The organism is Halomonas gemina, assembly GCF_023554995.1.
Lineage (GTDB): Bacteria > Pseudomonadota > Gammaproteobacteria > Pseudomonadales > Halomonadaceae > Halomonas > Halomonas gemina.
On sequence record NZ_JAMJPK010000005.1, the window covers coordinates 70954 to 86583 of the forward strand.

Here is a 15630-nt window from a genome sequence, read left to right on the forward strand (position 1 = left end):
GCAAACGAGAAAAGCCGCCCGAGGGCGGCTTTCTACTCTGCTTATGCGCCAGTCAGGCGCGCTCCGTTAGCGAGTGATCTGCTGATATTCACCGGCGTCGGCAGTCACGTTGCTCACTACCAGGATGGCAATGAAGGACGCGATGAAGCCGGGAATGATCTCGTACACGCCGGGACCGCCCATGAACGAGCCGTTCCAGCCCAGTGAAATCCAGATCATGACGGTGGCGGCACCTATGACCATGCCCGCGATGGCGCCGGTCCCGTTGGTGCGCGACCACATCAGCGACAGGATGATCAGCGGGCCGAACGCCGCACCGAAGCCGGCCCAGGCATTACTGACCAGCCCCAGAACCTGAGAGTCCGGGTTAGAGGCAATGACGGCTGCCACCAGACCAACCAGTATCACACTGATCCGACCTACGAGGACGGTCTCCTTGTCGGTAGCTTCTTTACGCAGGAACAGGCGATAGAAATCCTCGGTCAGTGATGAAGACGACACCAGAAGCTGGCTGGAAATGGTGCTCATGATCGCCGCCAGCAGTGCCGCATAGAGGAAGCCGGTGACCAGCGGATGGAACAGCAGGTTTGCCAGGATGATGAAAATGGTCTCCGGATCCTGGACATCCAGGCCGTTGCGGATTGCATAGGCCCGGCCGAACACACCCAGAGAGATCGCACCAATCAGGGAGATGAGCATCCAGCTCATGCCGATGTTACGGGCAATGGGAACATCCTTCAGCGTCCGGATGGCCATGAAGCGCACGATGATGTGCGGCTGCCCGAAGTACCCCAGCCCCCAGGTCACCGCAGACAGCCAGCCGATAAAGGTCAGTCCCTCCGTCCAGGTCAGCAGCGTGGGATCGACCTCATTCAGGGTCTGTGACGCCTGGGAGAAACCCCCGCCACCTTCGCCAAAGAGCACCACCGCCGGCATGATCACCAGGGCCAGCATCATGATGCAGCCTTGCACGAAGTCCGTCAGGCTCACGGCCAGGAAGCCGCCGACGACGGTATAGGCAAGTACCACGCCCAGTGTGATGTAGACGCCCGCCGCGTAGTCGCTCATGCCTCCGATGTTGATGACGTCGGAAAATGCGCTTTCGAACAGCTTGCCGCCTGCCACCAGGCCTGACGCCGTGTACACCGCGAAGAAGACCACGATGACGATAGCGGATACCGTCCTCAACGACATGGCGCGGGTCGGGAACCGGTTCGCCAGGAATTCCGGAATGGTGATCGCATTGCCATAGTGCACCGTCTGTTCGCGAAGGCGTGGTGCGACCAGCGTCCAGTTGAAAAACGCCCCCACGAGCAGGCCGATGCCGATCCAGGCCTGACCTAAACCCGATACAAAGAGCGCACCGGGCAAGCCCAGCAGCAACCAGCCACTCATGTCGGAAGCCCCGGCCGAGAGTGCCGCCACTTGTGGACTGAGCTGTCGGCCACCCAGCATGTAATCCTCAGAGGTGGACGTGGCCTTGCGCATCGCATAAAAGCCGATGGCGATCATGAGCGCAAAGTATGCAAAAAGACTGATCCATACACCAATAGCCATAAAAACTTCTCCCGATTATTAGGCCGGACGTAGCTCCGGCATCTTGTTGGTAGGTCTGCAGGCCAGAACACTGATGGCGAGCATCACGATCAGGTCGAGCGCGAACGTGAGGCCGATGGTGGCATCGTTTTCAACCATAGGGGGTCCCTCCATGTTGTTGTATTGATGAGTGAGGTTCACTCGTCTCCCAGCGCGAGTAGTGACGCATTGCCACCCAGGGCGGCTGTATTCACGGTCACCGTCTTCTCGGTGGCGAAGCGCAGCAGGTAGTGCGGTCCGCCGGCCTTGGGTCCGGTGCCGGAGAGCCCCTGGCCGCCGAATGGCTGAACGCCGACCACGGCACCGATGATATTGCGGTTGACGTAGATATTGCCAACGCGCATCTTCTTCGCGATCTCCTCGGCGAAAGATTCGTTGCGGCTGTGCACGCCGAAGGTCAGGCCATAGCCTCGCCCGTTGATGGCGTCGACCACCCGGTCGATCTCGCTGGCCTTGTAGCGCACGATGTGCAGTACAGGGCCGAACTGCTCGCGCTCGAGCGCCTCGATGCCGTCGATCTCGAAGGCCACCGGCGCGACGAAGGTGCCGTCGGCCGTCTGTGCCGGATCGAGGCGTGTCTCGGCCACCAGGCGACCCTCGCCCTTCAGCCTCTCGATATGGGCGGTAAGGCCCTGGCGGGCGTCCTCGTCGATCACCGGGCCCACGTCCGTCCCCAGGTCGCGGGGGTCGCCGACCTGCAACTCGTCCATGGCCCCCTTGAGGATCTCGATGACCCGGTCGGCCACGTCCTCCTGAAGGTAGAGCACCCGCAAGGCCGAGCAGCGTTGGCCGGCACTCTGGAAGGCCGAACGGACCGCGTCCACCACCACCTGCTCGGGCAGGGCGGTGGAATCGACGATCATGGCGTTCATGCCACCGGTCTCGGCGATCAGCGTGGGCAGCGGGGCATTGTCGCGCGCGGCCAGGGCGCGGTTGATGATCTGGGCGGTGTCGGTGCCACCGGTGAACACGACCCCGGTGATGCGCGGGTCGCTGGTCAGCACGCTGCCCACGGTGGGGCCGTCGCCGGGCAGTAGCTGCACCACGTCTCGGGGCATGCCGGCCTCGTAAAGCAGCTCGATCACCCGGTGGGCGATCAGTGAGGTCTGCTCGGCGGGCTTGGCGAGCACGGTGTTGCCGGCCACGGCGGCGGCGACCAGCTGGCCGCAGAAGATCGCCACCGGGAAGTTCCAGGGGCTGATGGCGGCGAACACGCCCTTGCCACCCATCATCAGGTCGTTGGATTCGCCGGTCGGCCCCGGCAGACGGGTCGGTTTGGCGAAGAGCTCCTCGGCCTTCATGGCGTAGTAGCGGCAGAAGTCCACCGCCTCGCGCACCTCGTCGATGCCGTCGGTGAGCAGCTTGCCGCCCTCCCGGGAGCAGAGCGTCATCAGCTCGGCCATGTGCGCTTCCATCAGGTCGCCGAGGCGACGCACGATGGCGGCGCGCTCGGCCACCGGCGTGGCCTCCCAGCGCGGGAAGGCCGCCCAGGCGGCGTCCAGGGCCTTGCCGGCCTGCTCCTGGGTGGTCCACTGGATGGTGCCGACCTGGCGACGGCGGTCGTAGGGGCAGGTCACCTCATGGGTATTGGCCGGGTCGGCCTTGACCTCGAAGGCCAGCAGCGGACCGGCCTGCCAGGTCTTGTCCATGGTCTTCGCCATGGCGTCCATCAGCGGCTGATACTGGCTGCGGATGTTGAGGTCAAAGCCGCGGGAGTTGCGACGCCTGGGGCCATAGATGTCGGCCGGCAGCGGAATCTGCGGGTTGGCGTAGCGGCCGTACTGGCGCAGGGTATCCACCGGGTGCGCGCAGAGCGACTCCACCGGCACCTTGGGATCCACCAGCTGGTGCACGAAGGAGGAGTTGGCGCCGTTCTCCAGCAGGCGGCGCACCAGGTAGGGCAGCAGGTCCTTGTGGGCCCCCACCGGCGCATAGATGCGGCAGTAGGTACCCTCGGGGGCACGCTTCAGGGCGGCATCATAGAGCGCCTCGCCCATGCCGTGCAGGCGCTGGAACTCGAAGGCCCGGGTGGCCTCGTTGGCCTGCTCGAGGATGGTGCTGATGGTATGCGCGTTGTGGGTAGCGAACTGCGGGAAGATGTGCCCGCGAGTCGCCTCGGAGAGCAGGAAGCGCGCGCACACCAGGTAGGCGACGTCGGTGGCGGCCTTGCGGGTGAAGACCGGGTAGCCGTCGACGCCGAGCTGCTGGGACTCCTTGATCTCGGTGTCCCAGTAGGCGCCCTTGACCAGGCGCAGCGGGATCTCGTCGCCCTGGGACTCGGCCAGGCGGTTGAGGTAGTGCAGCACCGGCAGGGCGCGCTTGGAATAGGCCTGGACCACCAGGCCGAAGTGGCCCCAGCCCTTGCAGGTCTCGCTCTCGTAGACGGCGCGGAACACCTCCAGGGAGATCTCCAGGCGGTCGACTTCCTCGGCATCGATGGTTATCGCGACGTCACGCTCGCGGGCCATGGCGGCGAGCTCGCGCACGCTGCCGACCAGCTCGCGCAGCACCTGCTTGCGGCGGCCGAACTCGTAGCGTGGGTGTAGGGCCGAGAGCTTGATGGAGATCGAGGGCGAAGGGGTCTTCGACGACAGCGCCCTGCTGGTCTTGCCGACCTGCTCGATGGCGCGGGCATAGTCGTCGAAATAGCGCCTGGCATCGGCCCGGGTGCGGGCGGCCTCGCCGAGCATGTCGTAGGAGTAGGTGTAGCCCTTGTCGAACAGCGGCTTCGAGCGCTTCAGCGCCTCGTCGATGTCACGGCCGAGCACGAACTGCCTGCCCATGATCTTCATGGCCTCATACATGGCGCGGCGGATCACCGGCTCGCCCATGCGGTTGACCATCTTGTTGATGAAGGTCGAGGGCCTTCCCTCGCGCGGCTTGTCCATGGTCACCACGCGCCCGGTCATCAGCAGCCCCCAGGTGGAGGCGTTGACCATCCAGGACTCGCTCTTGCCGACGTGGGCCTTCCAGTCGGCCGGGCCCAGCTTGTCCTCGATCAGGGCATCGGCGGTGGCCTTGTCGGGAATGCGCAACATGGCCTCGGCCAGGCACATCAGCATCAGCCCCTCATGGGTGTCCAGGCTGTACTGCTGAAGCAGCTCGTCGATGGTATCGACGGCGGTATCCATCTCGCGGACCTCGCGCACCAGCTCGGCGGTCTTGCCGGCGATGCGCCGGAAGTCCTCGCTATCGGCATCGAGGACCTTGACCAGCTCGCCGACGAAGGCGTTCTCGTCGACCACGTAGTGGTCACTGATGCGGGCGAAGAGGGTGTCGAGTTCCTGGCGCCAGGTGCTGGCGTCGAGCATGGTGTGGGCGTTGAGCATCTAGGTCCCCCGGTTGTAACCCGTCGTCAGAGGGCAGGACCCGGCCGCTGCGGCGAAGGGTCGCAGGCGGTCGCGGGGCATTCCCAGAGGTTAGGGCGGCAGGCGGGGTCTTGCTTGTCGATTTGCCGGCCCGATTTCACGTTTCCACGGTTTTTGGCCGCAGGAGGGTTGAATTTTCGACCTTCGTCTAACGGCATGGGGCGGGCGAGGCGAGCCGTTGGCCCCCGGCGCGGCGCAGCTGGCTGGGAGGGTGACCGAAGGCCTGCCGGCAGGCCCGGGACAGGGCGCTCTGGCTGGTGAAGCCGGTCAGGGCGGCAATCTCGGAGAGCGGCAGGTGGCTCTGCTGCAGCATCTGCCTGGCGCAGTCGAGCCGGCGGCGCATCACGTACTGCCAGGGGGAGAGCCCCGTGCGTTGACGGAAGCGTTCGCTGAAGTGCGCCTCGCTCAGGCAGGCCTCGGCGGCCAGGTCGGCCACGCGCAGTCGGTTGCCCAGGTGGCGGTCGATGAAGCGGTCGAGGGCGGCCAGGTCGAGGGGGCGGCCAGGTGCCGGCGGCTCGGTGGCCAGACGGGCATGCAGGGAGCCCAGCAGGGTGCCGGCCAGGCGCTCGTTGTGGAGGGGGTCGATGGGCGCCTGGCGGGAGAGCAGGCTGAGCTCATGGAGCAGGAAGTCCAGGTAGTGGCGCAGCGAGGTGTCCAGCGCGAAGAAGCGCGGGGCATCGAACAGGCGCACCAGTTCGTGGTGATGCCCGGTGACCGCGAAGGTATCGCAGGGCAGGTCGAGGATCAGCTGGCGGTTGTCGCCGGTCCCGGCGTAGTAGTGCATGTGGTTGGCCGGCACGATGCAGCCCGAGAAGGCCGAGATGGAGCCTCCCAGCCCCTCGATCTCGAACTCCGCCTCGCCGCGCAGGCCGATCACGATCTGGTGGAAATCGTGGGCATGGTGGTGGATCGCGGTGTCGAGCGGGATCTGGCGGATGGCACTGGTCATGGACGGCCTCCGGCTGGGCATGTCGAGATAATGACACCACACTCTGCCGGATGGCGCATCAACGCTGGGCTCCGTCCCGGGCTCCGTCCCGGGCTCAGTCCTGGCGGCGCTGCAGCGAGGTATGCGCCGCCAGGTGGTCGCGAAGAGCCGCGAGCTCCTCCTGGCCGGTGGCATCGAGCAGTGGCTTGCCGCGGGTCACGCGGCCATGGCGCCCGTGCTCGTCCATCAAGCGCTGGGCGCGGCGCCGGATCCCGTCCAGGTAGTCGTCATGGCGGATCGGGTAGCCGATGATGGCGTTCCATTCGGTTTCGCCGACGCGACTCTCCAGCGCCTTGTCGAACAGCTCCAGCAGGTGCTCGGGCTCGGTGCGGTAGCGCGGGGTGCCGGAGAGCATCAGCAGGGCGATCATGCCGCCGAAGATGGCCAGGCAGACAACGAGAACCAGTAGGAAGAGGGCCATGTTTCGCGACTCCGGATGGCCGGGCCCGGTCGCCACGAGGCCCGGTGGTGCAGGATATGTCAGAGCCCAGGGCTGATGGTGGTGTGGCGGCCATCGGCGCCAACAGGCCCGAGATGCTCTCGGCTAACGGCCGATAACGAGACGCGGTCGGCGCTGATGGGAATTCTCTGCATCCCTGTCGAGAAGGCCAGAGCGTGCTCGAAACATACATGATGCCGTACACGAATCCCAGCCATCCGCGATGACGTGCAGTGACGCTGTGTGACAGGGTTTCGAGGAGAATCAGGTGCTTGCGAGGGAGGGCGGTCGCTTGATAACGCCGTGTTGGAGCGGGTGAAGGGAATCGAACCCTCGTCTTAAGCTTGGGAAGCTTCTGCTCTACCATTGAGCTACACCCGCGAGGCGATTTCGATAGTAAAACCAATCGGTTAGCTTTTGCAAGCCGTCCCGGGTCTTTTTTGCACTCTTCCCGCTAAGTCGCTGTTTTTCTCTGCCTTGCCGGCGCTTTCGACGGAAGGTGGCGAGCTCGGGAAACGTTCCGGCACCGAATTTTTTTCCTCTCCGACGAACTTTTCTGCGTGGCGCTGTCTGAATGGGCGTAGGCAGCAACGCGATAGCAGTCGCTAACACTGTTGCCTCCGCTTGCACTTTCGATCTTGCCGCCCCATGCCTCATGGGGCGGCTTTTCTTTGTCGCCACTACTTGTCGCATTCCGGTAGACGACGACACCCGGCGCCGGGCCGGGTGTCCAGGGGGCGAGGGCAGGCCGGGTCAGGAGTGACGCATGCGCAGCAGCGCGCTGAGCACGTCGCGACGGGTGACGATGCCCACCAGTCGGCCCTGCTCGACCACCGGGTAGACCTTGGGCTTGGCGCCGAGCATCTCCTGGGCCAGGTCGGTGATGCTCTTGTTGGGCGGCACCGAGAGCACCTCGTCGCGCATCAGTTCCCGAACCAGCGGCGGTTCTTCGTTGAGGTAGGAGCTTTCCAGCACCTTGCCCATCACGTCCTGCTCGGAGATGAAGCCGATCAGGTGATCTCGCTCGTCGACCACGGGCACCCCGGGCAGGCGATGCAGCGCCAGGCCCTCGGCCAGGGTGGAGACCGAGGTCTTGCCGGTGACCCGGTAGCAGTCGCGGGACATGATCTCGCGCACGGTGGTGGGGGCCTTGTTGGGCATGGCGTGTCTCCTTGTGCCGGACAATAATGGCCTGGGCTGCAGCCAGCGTTCGCGATGCTTGGCACGGGCCGCAGCCGTGTCTCGTCTCCAGCATAGCCGACTCGCGGGAATCCTCGGTACGCGCGCCGCCAACGCTTCTCCACGCCGGCCAGGGCTCAGGAACCTGGCCCCGGTTCCCGGCTCCAATATGGCACACTCTGGAACATGGGCCGGCCGCGGCGCCGGCGTACAACGACCAAGGGAGTCGCCTGATGGATGCTCGGGAGTACATGGCGAGAAAGGGGCTGGACGTCAAGCGAGACCAGGAGCGCCCCAATACCCTGGAGGAGAAGGCCTGGTCGCGGGCGCGGGAAGCCGGAGAGCACGGTCCCCGGGCGGGGACGCCCTTCGACTGGGAGGAGTGGGAGCGCTATCATGAGACCCTGGCCAAAGGGGCCGAGTCACTCGAACAGAAGATCGACCACGAGGCCCATCGCCAGGCACTCGAGCACAAGTCCCGCGAGGCCGTTCAGCACTTCACCCCGGCGGCGGGCGACCGCGCCCGTGTCGATCGGACACTGGCAGCGCCCGAGCAGGATGAAAGCCAAGGGCAGCGCCGGACAACGGCTGCCGATCCACGCTTTGCCCTGCATGTCCTGGCGGTGCTGCTGCCGCCGCTGGCTGTCGGTCTCTCGCGGGGCGGCGGCGGGCGAGTGGTGGCCAGCCTGGCGCTGACCCTGCTGGGCTGGTTGCCCGGGGTCCTGCACGCGCTCTGGTGGCTGCGACACGCCTCGCGCTGAGGGGGCGGATCACGCAGGCGGGCTTTGCTCGGCGCGCACGACGGGTATAATCGGCGTCAACCCTCTTTGCCATCAGGAGTTGACCTTGGGCCTTCTCGTCGGTGTCACCGTCCTCTGGGCGTTCTCGTTCTCGCTTATCGGCGTCTACCTGGCTGGCCAGGTGGACAGCTACTTCGCGGTCCTGATGCGGATCGGCCTGGCGGCGCTGGTCTTCCTGCCCTTCCTGCGGCCCTCGCTGCTGCGCGGCCGTCAACGGCTCGCCCTGATGGGGCTGGGGGCCGTTCAGCTGGGCGTGATGTACATCTTCTTCTACCAGTCCTTCCTGCTGCTCTCGGTGCCGGAGGTGCTGCTGTTCACCATCTTCACGCCGATCTATATCGCCCTGCTCGACGATGCGCTCTTTGGGCGCTTCACGCCCTTCTACCTGGTCACCGCGTCGCTGGCCGTGCTGGGCGCGGCCGTGATTCGCTACCAGGGGCTAGACAGCGGTTTCTGGACGGGTTTCCTGGTGGTCCAGGGGGCCAACCTCTGCTTTGCCCTGGGGCAGGTGGGCTATCGGCGCCTCTCGGCGGGCCTGCCCGCCTCGCTGCCCCGTCACAGCGTATTCGGCTGGTTCTACCTCGGCGCCCTGGCGGTTGCCGTGCCCGCCTTCGCGCTGCTGGGCAATGCGGCCGGCCTGCCCTCCACCGGAGTCCAGTGGGGCGTGCTGCTGTGGCTGGGGCTGGTGGCTTCGGGCCTGGGCTACTTCCTGTGGAACCTGGGGGCTACCCGGGTCGATGCCGGTGCCCTGGCAATCATGAACAATGCCCTGATTCCCGCGGGCCTGCTGGTCAACCTGGTGATCTGGAACCGCGATGCCGACCTCGTACGCCTGGGCCTGGGCGGCGCCATCATCGTCGGTTCGCTGGCGCTCAATGAGTGGTGGCTGAAGCGCCGCAGCCTCCAGGCCGCCTGAGCGCGTTTGCCCGCCTCGTGGCCAGTCGCCATAATGACCGGCCGCGAAGCGAGAGGCCCGCGCATGCCAACCTTCAAGAACATCGGTCTGATCGGCCGCCTGGGCAGCGCCAAGGTGGTTGATACCCTCAAGCGCCTGATCCGCTTCCTCGATGCCGGTGGCTACCACGTCATCATCGAGGACAGGACCGCCACCGTGCTGCTCGACCATGGCCATCCCGAGGCCAGCCGCCGCCTGCTCGGCGAGCTCTGTGACCTGGTGATCGTGGTCGGCGGCGATGGCAGCCTGCTCGGCGCCGCCCGTACCCTCTGCCACAGCGGGACCCTGGTGCTGGGCGTCAACCGCGGGCGCCTGGGCTTTCTCACCGACATCTCGCCCGACGAGATCGAGGCGCGCGTCGGCGAGGTGCTCGAGGGCCGCTTTGAGCTCGAGGAGCGCTTTCTGCTGGATGCCGAGCTCTACCGGGGCGATGTCCAGGTCGGCAATGGCGATGCCCTGAACGAGGTGGTGCTGCACCCGGGGAAGGCGGTGCGCATGATCGAGTTCGAGCTGTTCATCGACGACCAGTTTGTCTACAGCCAGCGCAGCGACGGCCTGATCATCGCCACGCCCACCGGCTCCACGGCCTATGCCCTCTCCGGTGGCGGACCGATCATGCATCCCAAGCTCGATGTCATCACCCTGGTGCCGATGTTCCCGCACACCCTGTCGAGTCGTCCCATCGCCATCGATGGTGCCAGCGAGATCCGCATCCATATCGGCGAGACCAACCAGACCTATCCGCATATCAGCTGCGATGGCCAGACCCGCGCGGTGGCCAAGCCCGACGATGTGCTGGTGATCCGGCGCAAGCCCCGGCGGGTGCAGCTGGTCCACCCGCTGGGCCACAACTTCTACGAGGTCCTGCGCAGCAAGCTGGGCTGGAGCAACCGCCTGGGTGACTGAGGTGAGGAGCGACGTGAACATGCAAGGCGGCCTCGAAGGCTACGACCTGATCGGCGATGTCCACGGCTGTGGTGCGACCCTGGGTTCACTGCTCGAACGTCTCGGCTACCACCAGCGTGGCGGTGTCTATCGCCATCCGCGCCGCAAGGTGATCTTCCTCGGCGACCTGATCGACCGCGGGCCGCGCATCCGCCTGGCGGTCAGCATCGCCCGGCGGATGGTGGAGGAGGGCGAGGCCCATATCGTCATGGGCAACCACGAGTACAATGCCCTGGCCTACTGCCATCGCGCCCCCGGCACCCTGGGGCGCGAGTGGCTGCGCGAGCACACGCCGCGCCACAATCGCATCATCAAGGAGACCCTGGAGCAGTACCACGACCACCCCCAGGAGTGGGAGGAGGCGCTCGCCTGGTTCCTGGAGATTCCGCTGTGCCTGGAACTTGACGGCCTGCGGGTGGTGCATGCCTGCTGGGACCAGCCGCTCGTGGACGCGCTGCGCCGCGAGTATCCCGATGGACGCATCGATGAGGCCTTCCTGGCCGCCTCGATGGTGCCGGGGACCCTGGAATTCCGTATCCTCGACCGCCTGACGCGGGGTACCCACCTGCCCCTGCCGGAGGGCGTGGAGATCCACTCGGGCGACGGCTTCACCCGGCGCAGCTTCCGTGCCCACTTCTGGGCCCGGCACCCTCAGACCTGGGGCGACGTCATCTTCCAGCCGGATAACCTGCCCGGCGACCTGGAGCGTCGCGAGCTCTCCGCCGAGCAGCGCTCGCGACTGAGCTACTATGGGCCCGAGCAGCCGCCGCTGTTCATCGGCCACTACTGGTGCGAGGGGATCCCGGCCCTGCCCGCCGCCAACGTCGCCTGCCTGGACTACAGCGCCGTCAAGTTCGGCCGTCTGGTGGCCTACCGCTGGAGCGGCGAGCCTACGCTCGATGCCAACCACTTCGTGTGGGTCCGCGTGCCACGCGAGGAAGAGGCCCGGCCACAGCCCTGGGAGATCGATTTCGATTGATACAATTTGTCACAATAAAGGCGGGTCATCGGATTGAACTCTCGCCCATTCACGCCATCAGAGTAGGTGTTCCCTTGAATGATCCCTTGCTCTTGTCCGGCGGTCCCCTCCGCCGGACTTTTTCTTTGCGTGGCCTGCACCCGCCGTCACGGCGTGCTCGTCACCAGCTGGAGAGGCCATGTATCGGGTAATCCTGCTGCCCCACGATGTCGATACCCGTGAGCTGCGCCGCGCCCTGTGGGCCCATCGCATCGGCCATCGCGTCACCGAGGAGAGCGAGGGGCAGGTGCTGTGGCTGGTCGACCCCGAGCAGCATGACGCGATGCTCAGGCTGCTTGAGCGCTGGCGGCAGGGCGAGCCGCTGATGCCCGAGCAGGCGCCGGCGGCCAGGCGTTCGCCCGGTGAGCTGCTCGGCCCCTTTCGTCAGGTGCCGGTAACCTCTCTCGCGTTGGCGCTGTGCCTGGGGGTCTTCGCCGCGATGGGGGTGCTTGGTGACCGCGTGGTCGCGGCGCTGACCGTCGTGCCGGTGGTCGTGGCCAATGGCGGCCTGGCCTTCGGCAACCTCGGCGAGGCGCTCGCCTCGGGCCAGGTGTGGCGGCTGCTGTCACCGGCCTTCCTGCACTTCGGCTGGATGCACCTGATCTTCAATATGCTGTGGCTATGGTACTTCGGCCGCCAGGTGGAGGCATTGCAGGGCAGCATGCGGATGCTGACGCTGCTGCTCGTCGCCGGCATCGGCGCCAACCTGGCCCAGTATGCCACCGGGACCGTGCTGTTCGGCGGCATGTCCGGCGTCGACTTCGCGCTGCTGGCCTATGTCTGGCTGATGTCGCGGCGCGCACCGCGCAGCGGCTTCTTCGTGCCCCAGATGCTGGTGGTCTTCATGCTCGGCTGGCTGGTCTTCGCGATGACCGACATGGCCGCCATGGTGGGGTTCGGCAACGTAGCCAACGAGGCGCACCTGGGCGGGCTGGTCGTGGGCCTGGCGCTGGGCTGGTATCATTCAGGCCGTGCCCGCCGTCAATCCTGAGAGACCCCGTCATGAGCGAGATGACCTTCGATCGCATGATCCAGCAGATGACCCCGTCCATCTACGAGAGCCTCAAGCGGGCCGTGTCACTGCGCAAGTGGCCGGATGGCCGGATGCTGACGGCCGAGCAGACCGAGCTCTGCCTCGAGGCGGTGATGCGCTACGAGGTGGAGAACCAGGTGCCCGATGAGCAGCGGGTCGGCTACCTGCAGCGACGCACCTGCGGCAGCGCCAGCAGCGGGACCGACGTGCCCCCCGAACGGGCCGGCCTGGCCCGGGATGCCAGCCGTGACTGAGTCGATCGAGGCCGCCACGGCGCTGCAGGGCTGCCTGAGCAAGATGGCCGTCGAGCCGGGATCCCCGGCTCGCTACGTGCTGCGGGCCGGGGAGGCCCGGCTCGACCTCAACGCTCGGCTCGGCAAGCCCTTGCGGCTGGAGTGGACCGGCGCCATCGCCTGCACCCACTGTGGCCGGGCCACCCGGAAGAGCTTTGCCCAGGGTTACTGCTATCCGTGCTTCAAGCGGCTCGCCCAGTGCGACACCTGTATCATGAAGCCGGAGCTCTGCCACTTCTTCGAAGGGACCTGCCGCGAGCCCGGCTGGGCCGAGCGCCACTGTTTCCAGCCCCATGTGGTCTACCTGGCCAACGCCTCCGGCCTCAAGGTGGGGATCACCCGCTCAAGCCAGATGCCGACCCGCTGGCTCGACCAGGGGGCCGTGCAGGCCCTGCCGATCCTGGAGGTGGATACCCGACAGCAGTCGGGCTTCGTCGAGGTGCTGTTCAAGGAGGAGGTCTCGGATCGCACCAACTGGCGGGCCATGCTCAAGGGCGAAACCGAACCCCTTGACCTGGTGGCCGAGCGGGACCGCCTGCTGGCTCGCCTCGAGGCCGGTCTGGCCAATCTGCGCGAACGCTTCGGGGCCGACGCCATTCGCCCCCTGGACGAGTCGCCGCTGAGCTTCGACTACCCGGTGCTGGAGTTTCCCGCCAAGGTGGTCTCCCACAATCTCGACAAGAATCCCCTGGTGGCCGGCACCCTGCTGGGCATCAAGGGGCAGTACCTGATCCTCGACAGCGGTGTGATCAACCTGCGCAAGTTCACCGGGTACGAGGTCAAGGTCTCCGCCTGAGCCCCAGGAGCCTGTCGGACTTAACGCTGATCTACTGCGAGATCCGGTCTTTCGGCCAATTTTATTCGATCTGATTCGTTAAATAGCGCGCTATTCGCCTCATCAGATCGATAAACTTGTCTCGAAATCGCGAATCTCTCGCGACGATCGGTCAAATCCGACAGGCTCCTAAGCTATCCTGCGGGCAGCGACTGTATGCACCAGCAGGAGGAGAGCCGATGAGTGAGTCCATGCGTGCCATGCCCCGGGCAGGCCACTCGAAATGGAGCAGGCCAATCAGGCGCTGGAGGACCAGCGCGCCGGACGGCTTTCCGGTGCTGCGCTGCTGATTCCCTGATCCCTTCCCTTGTCGGTTCCCTGACCCGAACGAGAACAGGCCCTCGCGAGGGGCCTGTTGTTCGTGGGTAACCACGTCGCAGATCAGCCGGAGTCGGCGACCGTGGGATAGGGGTTGTCCGGCATCAGCGTGCGCGGCAGTGCCGGGCGGCGTGTGTCCTCCTTGGGACCGTAGTACTCGGCCAGATAGTCGAGGAGGGTCTCCTCGGTCTCGGCCTGGAACTCCCAGAGCCCCTGGGTATCCTGCATCCAGCGGATCAGGTTCTCCCAGTGGTTGCGAGTGCCGCTGTTCTGGGTCACCAGCTTGGCCGAATGGCAGGCGGTGCAGTTGCTGCGCACCGTATCCCAGCCTTCGGCCTTGACCAGGCCGGTGTCCGGGTCCGTTTCCTGAGCCCCCGCCACCAGGGGAAGACACAGCAGGGCCGCCCCCAGCGTCGGCATGGCCAGCACATGCAAGCGTTTCATGGCTACCTCCTAGGCCACCTGGACCGCGATGCGATGGCAGGCGTTGTTGAGATAGCCCTTGGGGTTCCAGCCCGGGACGACCATGGGTTGAGCGCGGCCTTCCTCGTCGGTGGCCTTGGCCCACACCTCGTAGTAGCCGGGCTCGGGGAACTCCACCGTGGTGGTCCAGCGTTGCCAGGCCAGACGGTTGGGGGCTTCCTTCAACTCGGCCTTCTGCCAGGTGGCGCCGAAGTCGATGGAAACCTGCACCTCCTTCACGGCCAGGTCGCCGGCCCAGGCATGGCCGCGCACCGTCATGGCCTCGCCGAGGGCATGGTCGATGCCTGACTTCGGGAAGGTGACCAGCGACTTCACCGGCATTGACTGGATGGTGACGAAGTCCTCGTTGGGCACGTTGCTGCCCGGCGCCACCGGGTGCTTGGGCACGCTGTAGGAGGGGGCGCCCATCTTGGTGCCGTCATGCTTCTGGTTGCGGATCACGATACGCTGCAACCACTTGCCGGAGACCGACCCCGGCCAGCCGCCACACACCACGCGCAGCGGGTGGCCATTGAGATAGGGGATGTCCTCGCCGTTCATCGCCCAGGCGATCAGCGACTCGTCCTCCAGGGCCTTCTCCATGGGGACCCCGCGCGAGATCGGATCCTTGTTGGGGTCGCCGCTGGCATGGGCATCGGCGCCGTAGTAGCCGATGTAGACGGCATCGTCCTTGATTCCGCAGGCCTCGAGCACGTCGCGCAGGCGCACCCCGGTAAAGGTGGGGCAGGCTACCGCGCCGGTGGTCCACTGGTTGCCGCTGGCCGAGGGCACGTACTCGCTGCGGCCATTGCCGCCACACTCCACCTGGAGCTGGTAGGTGTGGTGCTCGAACCTCTCCTTGAGGTCGGCGATGGAGAAGTTCTGGGGGTTCTCGCAGGACTCCCCGCCGATCTCCAGCTGCCAGGCATCGACGTCGATGTTCTCCACCGCCGGGGGAATGCCGTTGTTACGTACGAACATGTGCTTGGCCGGGGTAATGTCGTCGTCCAGCAGGTGAGCGGGGGTCTCGGCGTTGATGGGCCTGTCGTTGAGGACGGTCAGCCCCTCCTTGCCCTCGAGGGTGAAGGGCTCGTCGCTCTGGGCCAGGGCGGCGGGGATGAGCCCGCCCGGCATGCGGTCGGCGAAGGGGATGGAGCCCCCCACGGCGGCCGCCATGGCGAGCAGGCTGGAGCGTTTCAAAAAGCCCCGGCGGCTCACGGGATCCACCTCGCGGCCCCAGAGCTTGAGATCCGCGGCCTCGGGATCCTCGGCATAGAGCTCATGGATGCCGCGTGTCTTGGCATCGGGGGGTAGTCGTGTCATGGCGGGACTCCTGGCAGGCTCTGGCTGGCGCTGGTCGGGTCGTCCTGTGCGCGTGCCGGGCCGGTGTTGTGATTGTCG

The 15630-nt window shown here is 66.1% G+C and carries 14 protein-coding genes and 1 tRNA gene; 7 read left to right on the plus strand and 8 right to left on the minus strand.

Annotated elements, in window-relative coordinates; genetic code table 11:
- Positions 1–66: 66 nt before the first annotated feature.
- The 6 genes from putP to M8009_RS11860 form a co-directional block, all read right to left on the minus strand.
- Positions 67–1557, minus strand: a complete 1491-nt coding sequence (gene putP / locus M8009_RS11835) for a sodium/proline symporter PutP (protein WP_250061335.1) — start codon at positions 1555–1557, stop codon at positions 67–69.
- 176 nt (positions 1558–1733) lie between these two features.
- A complete protein-coding gene (gene putA, locus M8009_RS11840; protein WP_250061337.1) occupies positions 1734–4925 on the minus strand; it encodes a bifunctional proline dehydrogenase/L-glutamate gamma-semialdehyde dehydrogenase PutA in 3192 nt (1063 codons plus the stop codon).
- Between the two features lie 187 nt (positions 4926–5112).
- Positions 5113–5913: an AraC family transcriptional regulator gene (locus M8009_RS11845; protein WP_250061339.1), complete on the minus strand. Its 801-nt coding sequence runs from the start codon at positions 5911–5913 to the stop codon at positions 5113–5115.
- A 94-nt stretch (positions 5914–6007) separates the two neighbouring features.
- Positions 6008–6373 (minus strand): hypothetical protein, encoded by a 366-nt coding sequence (locus tag M8009_RS11850; protein WP_250061340.1) that lies wholly within the window; start codon positions 6371–6373, stop codon positions 6008–6010.
- A 325-nt stretch (positions 6374–6698) separates the two neighbouring features.
- Positions 6699–6772, minus strand: a tRNA-Gly gene (locus tag M8009_RS11855).
- Between the two features lie 372 nt (positions 6773–7144).
- The gene (locus M8009_RS11860; RefSeq protein WP_250061342.1) at positions 7145–7552 is read right to left on the minus strand and encodes a CBS domain-containing protein; all 408 of its coding nucleotides are present in this window, start codon (positions 7550–7552) and stop codon (positions 7145–7147) included.
- A gap of 251 nt (positions 7553–7803) precedes the next feature.
- Between M8009_RS11860 and M8009_RS11865 the strand changes: the two genes are divergently transcribed.
- From M8009_RS11865 to M8009_RS11895, 7 genes are all read left to right on the plus strand, one after another.
- The gene (locus M8009_RS11865) at positions 7804–8331 is read left to right on the plus strand and encodes a YqaE/Pmp3 family membrane protein (RefSeq protein ID WP_250061343.1); all 528 of its coding nucleotides are present in this window, start codon (positions 7804–7806) and stop codon (positions 8329–8331) included.
- Positions 8332–8416: 85 nt separating this feature from the next.
- On the plus strand, positions 8417–9286 hold the full coding sequence (locus M8009_RS11870) for a DMT family transporter (RefSeq protein WP_250061345.1): 870 nt from the start codon (positions 8417–8419) through the stop codon (positions 9284–9286).
- Positions 9287–9349: 63 nt separating this feature from the next.
- Entirely contained in the window at positions 9350–10231 is an 882-nt protein-coding gene (locus M8009_RS11875; RefSeq protein WP_250061347.1) for an NAD(+) kinase, read from the plus strand.
- A 19-nt stretch (positions 10232–10250) separates the two neighbouring features.
- Positions 10251–11249 carry a metallophosphoesterase gene (locus M8009_RS11880; RefSeq protein ID WP_250061349.1) on the plus strand — a complete coding sequence of 333 codons (999 nt, stop codon included), beginning with the start codon at positions 10251–10253 and terminating at the stop codon, positions 11247–11249.
- A gap of 178 nt (positions 11250–11427) precedes the next feature.
- The gene (locus M8009_RS11885) at positions 11428–12279 is read left to right on the plus strand and encodes a rhomboid family intramembrane serine protease (RefSeq protein ID WP_250061351.1); all 852 of its coding nucleotides are present in this window, start codon (positions 11428–11430) and stop codon (positions 12277–12279) included.
- A gap of 11 nt (positions 12280–12290) precedes the next feature.
- Positions 12291–12575, plus strand: a complete 285-nt coding sequence (locus M8009_RS11890) for a YeaC family protein (RefSeq protein ID WP_250061353.1) — start codon at positions 12291–12293, stop codon at positions 12573–12575.
- The gene (locus M8009_RS11895; protein ID WP_250061354.1) at positions 12559–13410 is read left to right on the plus strand and encodes a DUF2797 domain-containing protein; all 852 of its coding nucleotides are present in this window, start codon (positions 12559–12561) and stop codon (positions 13408–13410) included. Before M8009_RS11890 ends, M8009_RS11895 begins: the two co-directional genes overlap by 17 nt.
- Positions 13411–13830: 420 nt before the next feature.
- Here the strand turns inward: M8009_RS11895 and M8009_RS11900 are convergent, their stop codons facing one another.
- Positions 13831–14211, minus strand: coding sequence for a hypothetical protein (locus M8009_RS11900; protein WP_250061356.1), 381 nt, complete (start codon positions 14209–14211; stop codon positions 13831–13833).
- A 9-nt stretch (positions 14212–14220) separates the two neighbouring features.
- A complete protein-coding gene (locus tag M8009_RS11905; protein WP_250061358.1) occupies positions 14221–15552 on the minus strand; it encodes a sulfite oxidase in 1332 nt (443 codons plus the stop codon).
- Positions 15553–15630 lie beyond the last annotated feature (78 nt).

Excerpts from the sequence above, each read along its gene's own strand:
- M8009_RS11895 (WP_250061354.1), top strand. The coding sequence starts at position 12,559 with ATGCCAGCCGTGACTGAGTCGATCGAGGCCGCCACGGCGCTGCAGGGC.
- M8009_RS11850 (WP_250061340.1), bottom strand. The coding sequence starts at position 6,373 with ATGGCCCTCTTCCTACTGGTTCTCGTTGTCTGCCTGGCCATCTTCGGC.
- M8009_RS11880 (WP_250061349.1), top strand. The coding sequence starts at position 10,251 with ATGCAAGGCGGCCTCGAAGGCTACGACCTGATCGGCGATGTCCACGGC.
- putA (WP_250061337.1), bottom strand. The coding sequence starts at position 4,925 with ATGCTCAACGCCCACACCATGCTCGACGCCAGCACCTGGCGCCAGGAA.
- M8009_RS11900 (WP_250061356.1), bottom strand. The coding sequence starts at position 14,211 with ATGAAACGCTTGCATGTGCTGGCCATGCCGACGCTGGGGGCGGCCCTG.
- M8009_RS11905 (WP_250061358.1), bottom strand. The coding sequence starts at position 15,552 with ATGACACGACTACCCCCCGATGCCAAGACACGCGGCATCCATGAGCTC.
- M8009_RS11845 (WP_250061339.1), bottom strand. The coding sequence starts at position 5,913 with ATGACCAGTGCCATCCGCCAGATCCCGCTCGACACCGCGATCCACCAC.
- M8009_RS11890 (WP_250061353.1), top strand. The coding sequence starts at position 12,291 with ATGAGCGAGATGACCTTCGATCGCATGATCCAGCAGATGACCCCGTCC.
- M8009_RS11860 (WP_250061342.1), bottom strand. The coding sequence starts at position 7,552 with ATGCCCAACAAGGCCCCCACCACCGTGCGCGAGATCATGTCCCGCGAC.
- M8009_RS11865 (WP_250061343.1), top strand. The coding sequence starts at position 7,804 with ATGGATGCTCGGGAGTACATGGCGAGAAAGGGGCTGGACGTCAAGCGA.
- M8009_RS11875 (WP_250061347.1), top strand. The coding sequence starts at position 9,350 with ATGCCAACCTTCAAGAACATCGGTCTGATCGGCCGCCTGGGCAGCGCC.
- M8009_RS11885 (WP_250061351.1), top strand. The coding sequence starts at position 11,428 with ATGTATCGGGTAATCCTGCTGCCCCACGATGTCGATACCCGTGAGCTG.
- putP (WP_250061335.1), bottom strand. The coding sequence starts at position 1,557 with ATGGCTATTGGTGTATGGATCAGTCTTTTTGCATACTTTGCGCTCATG.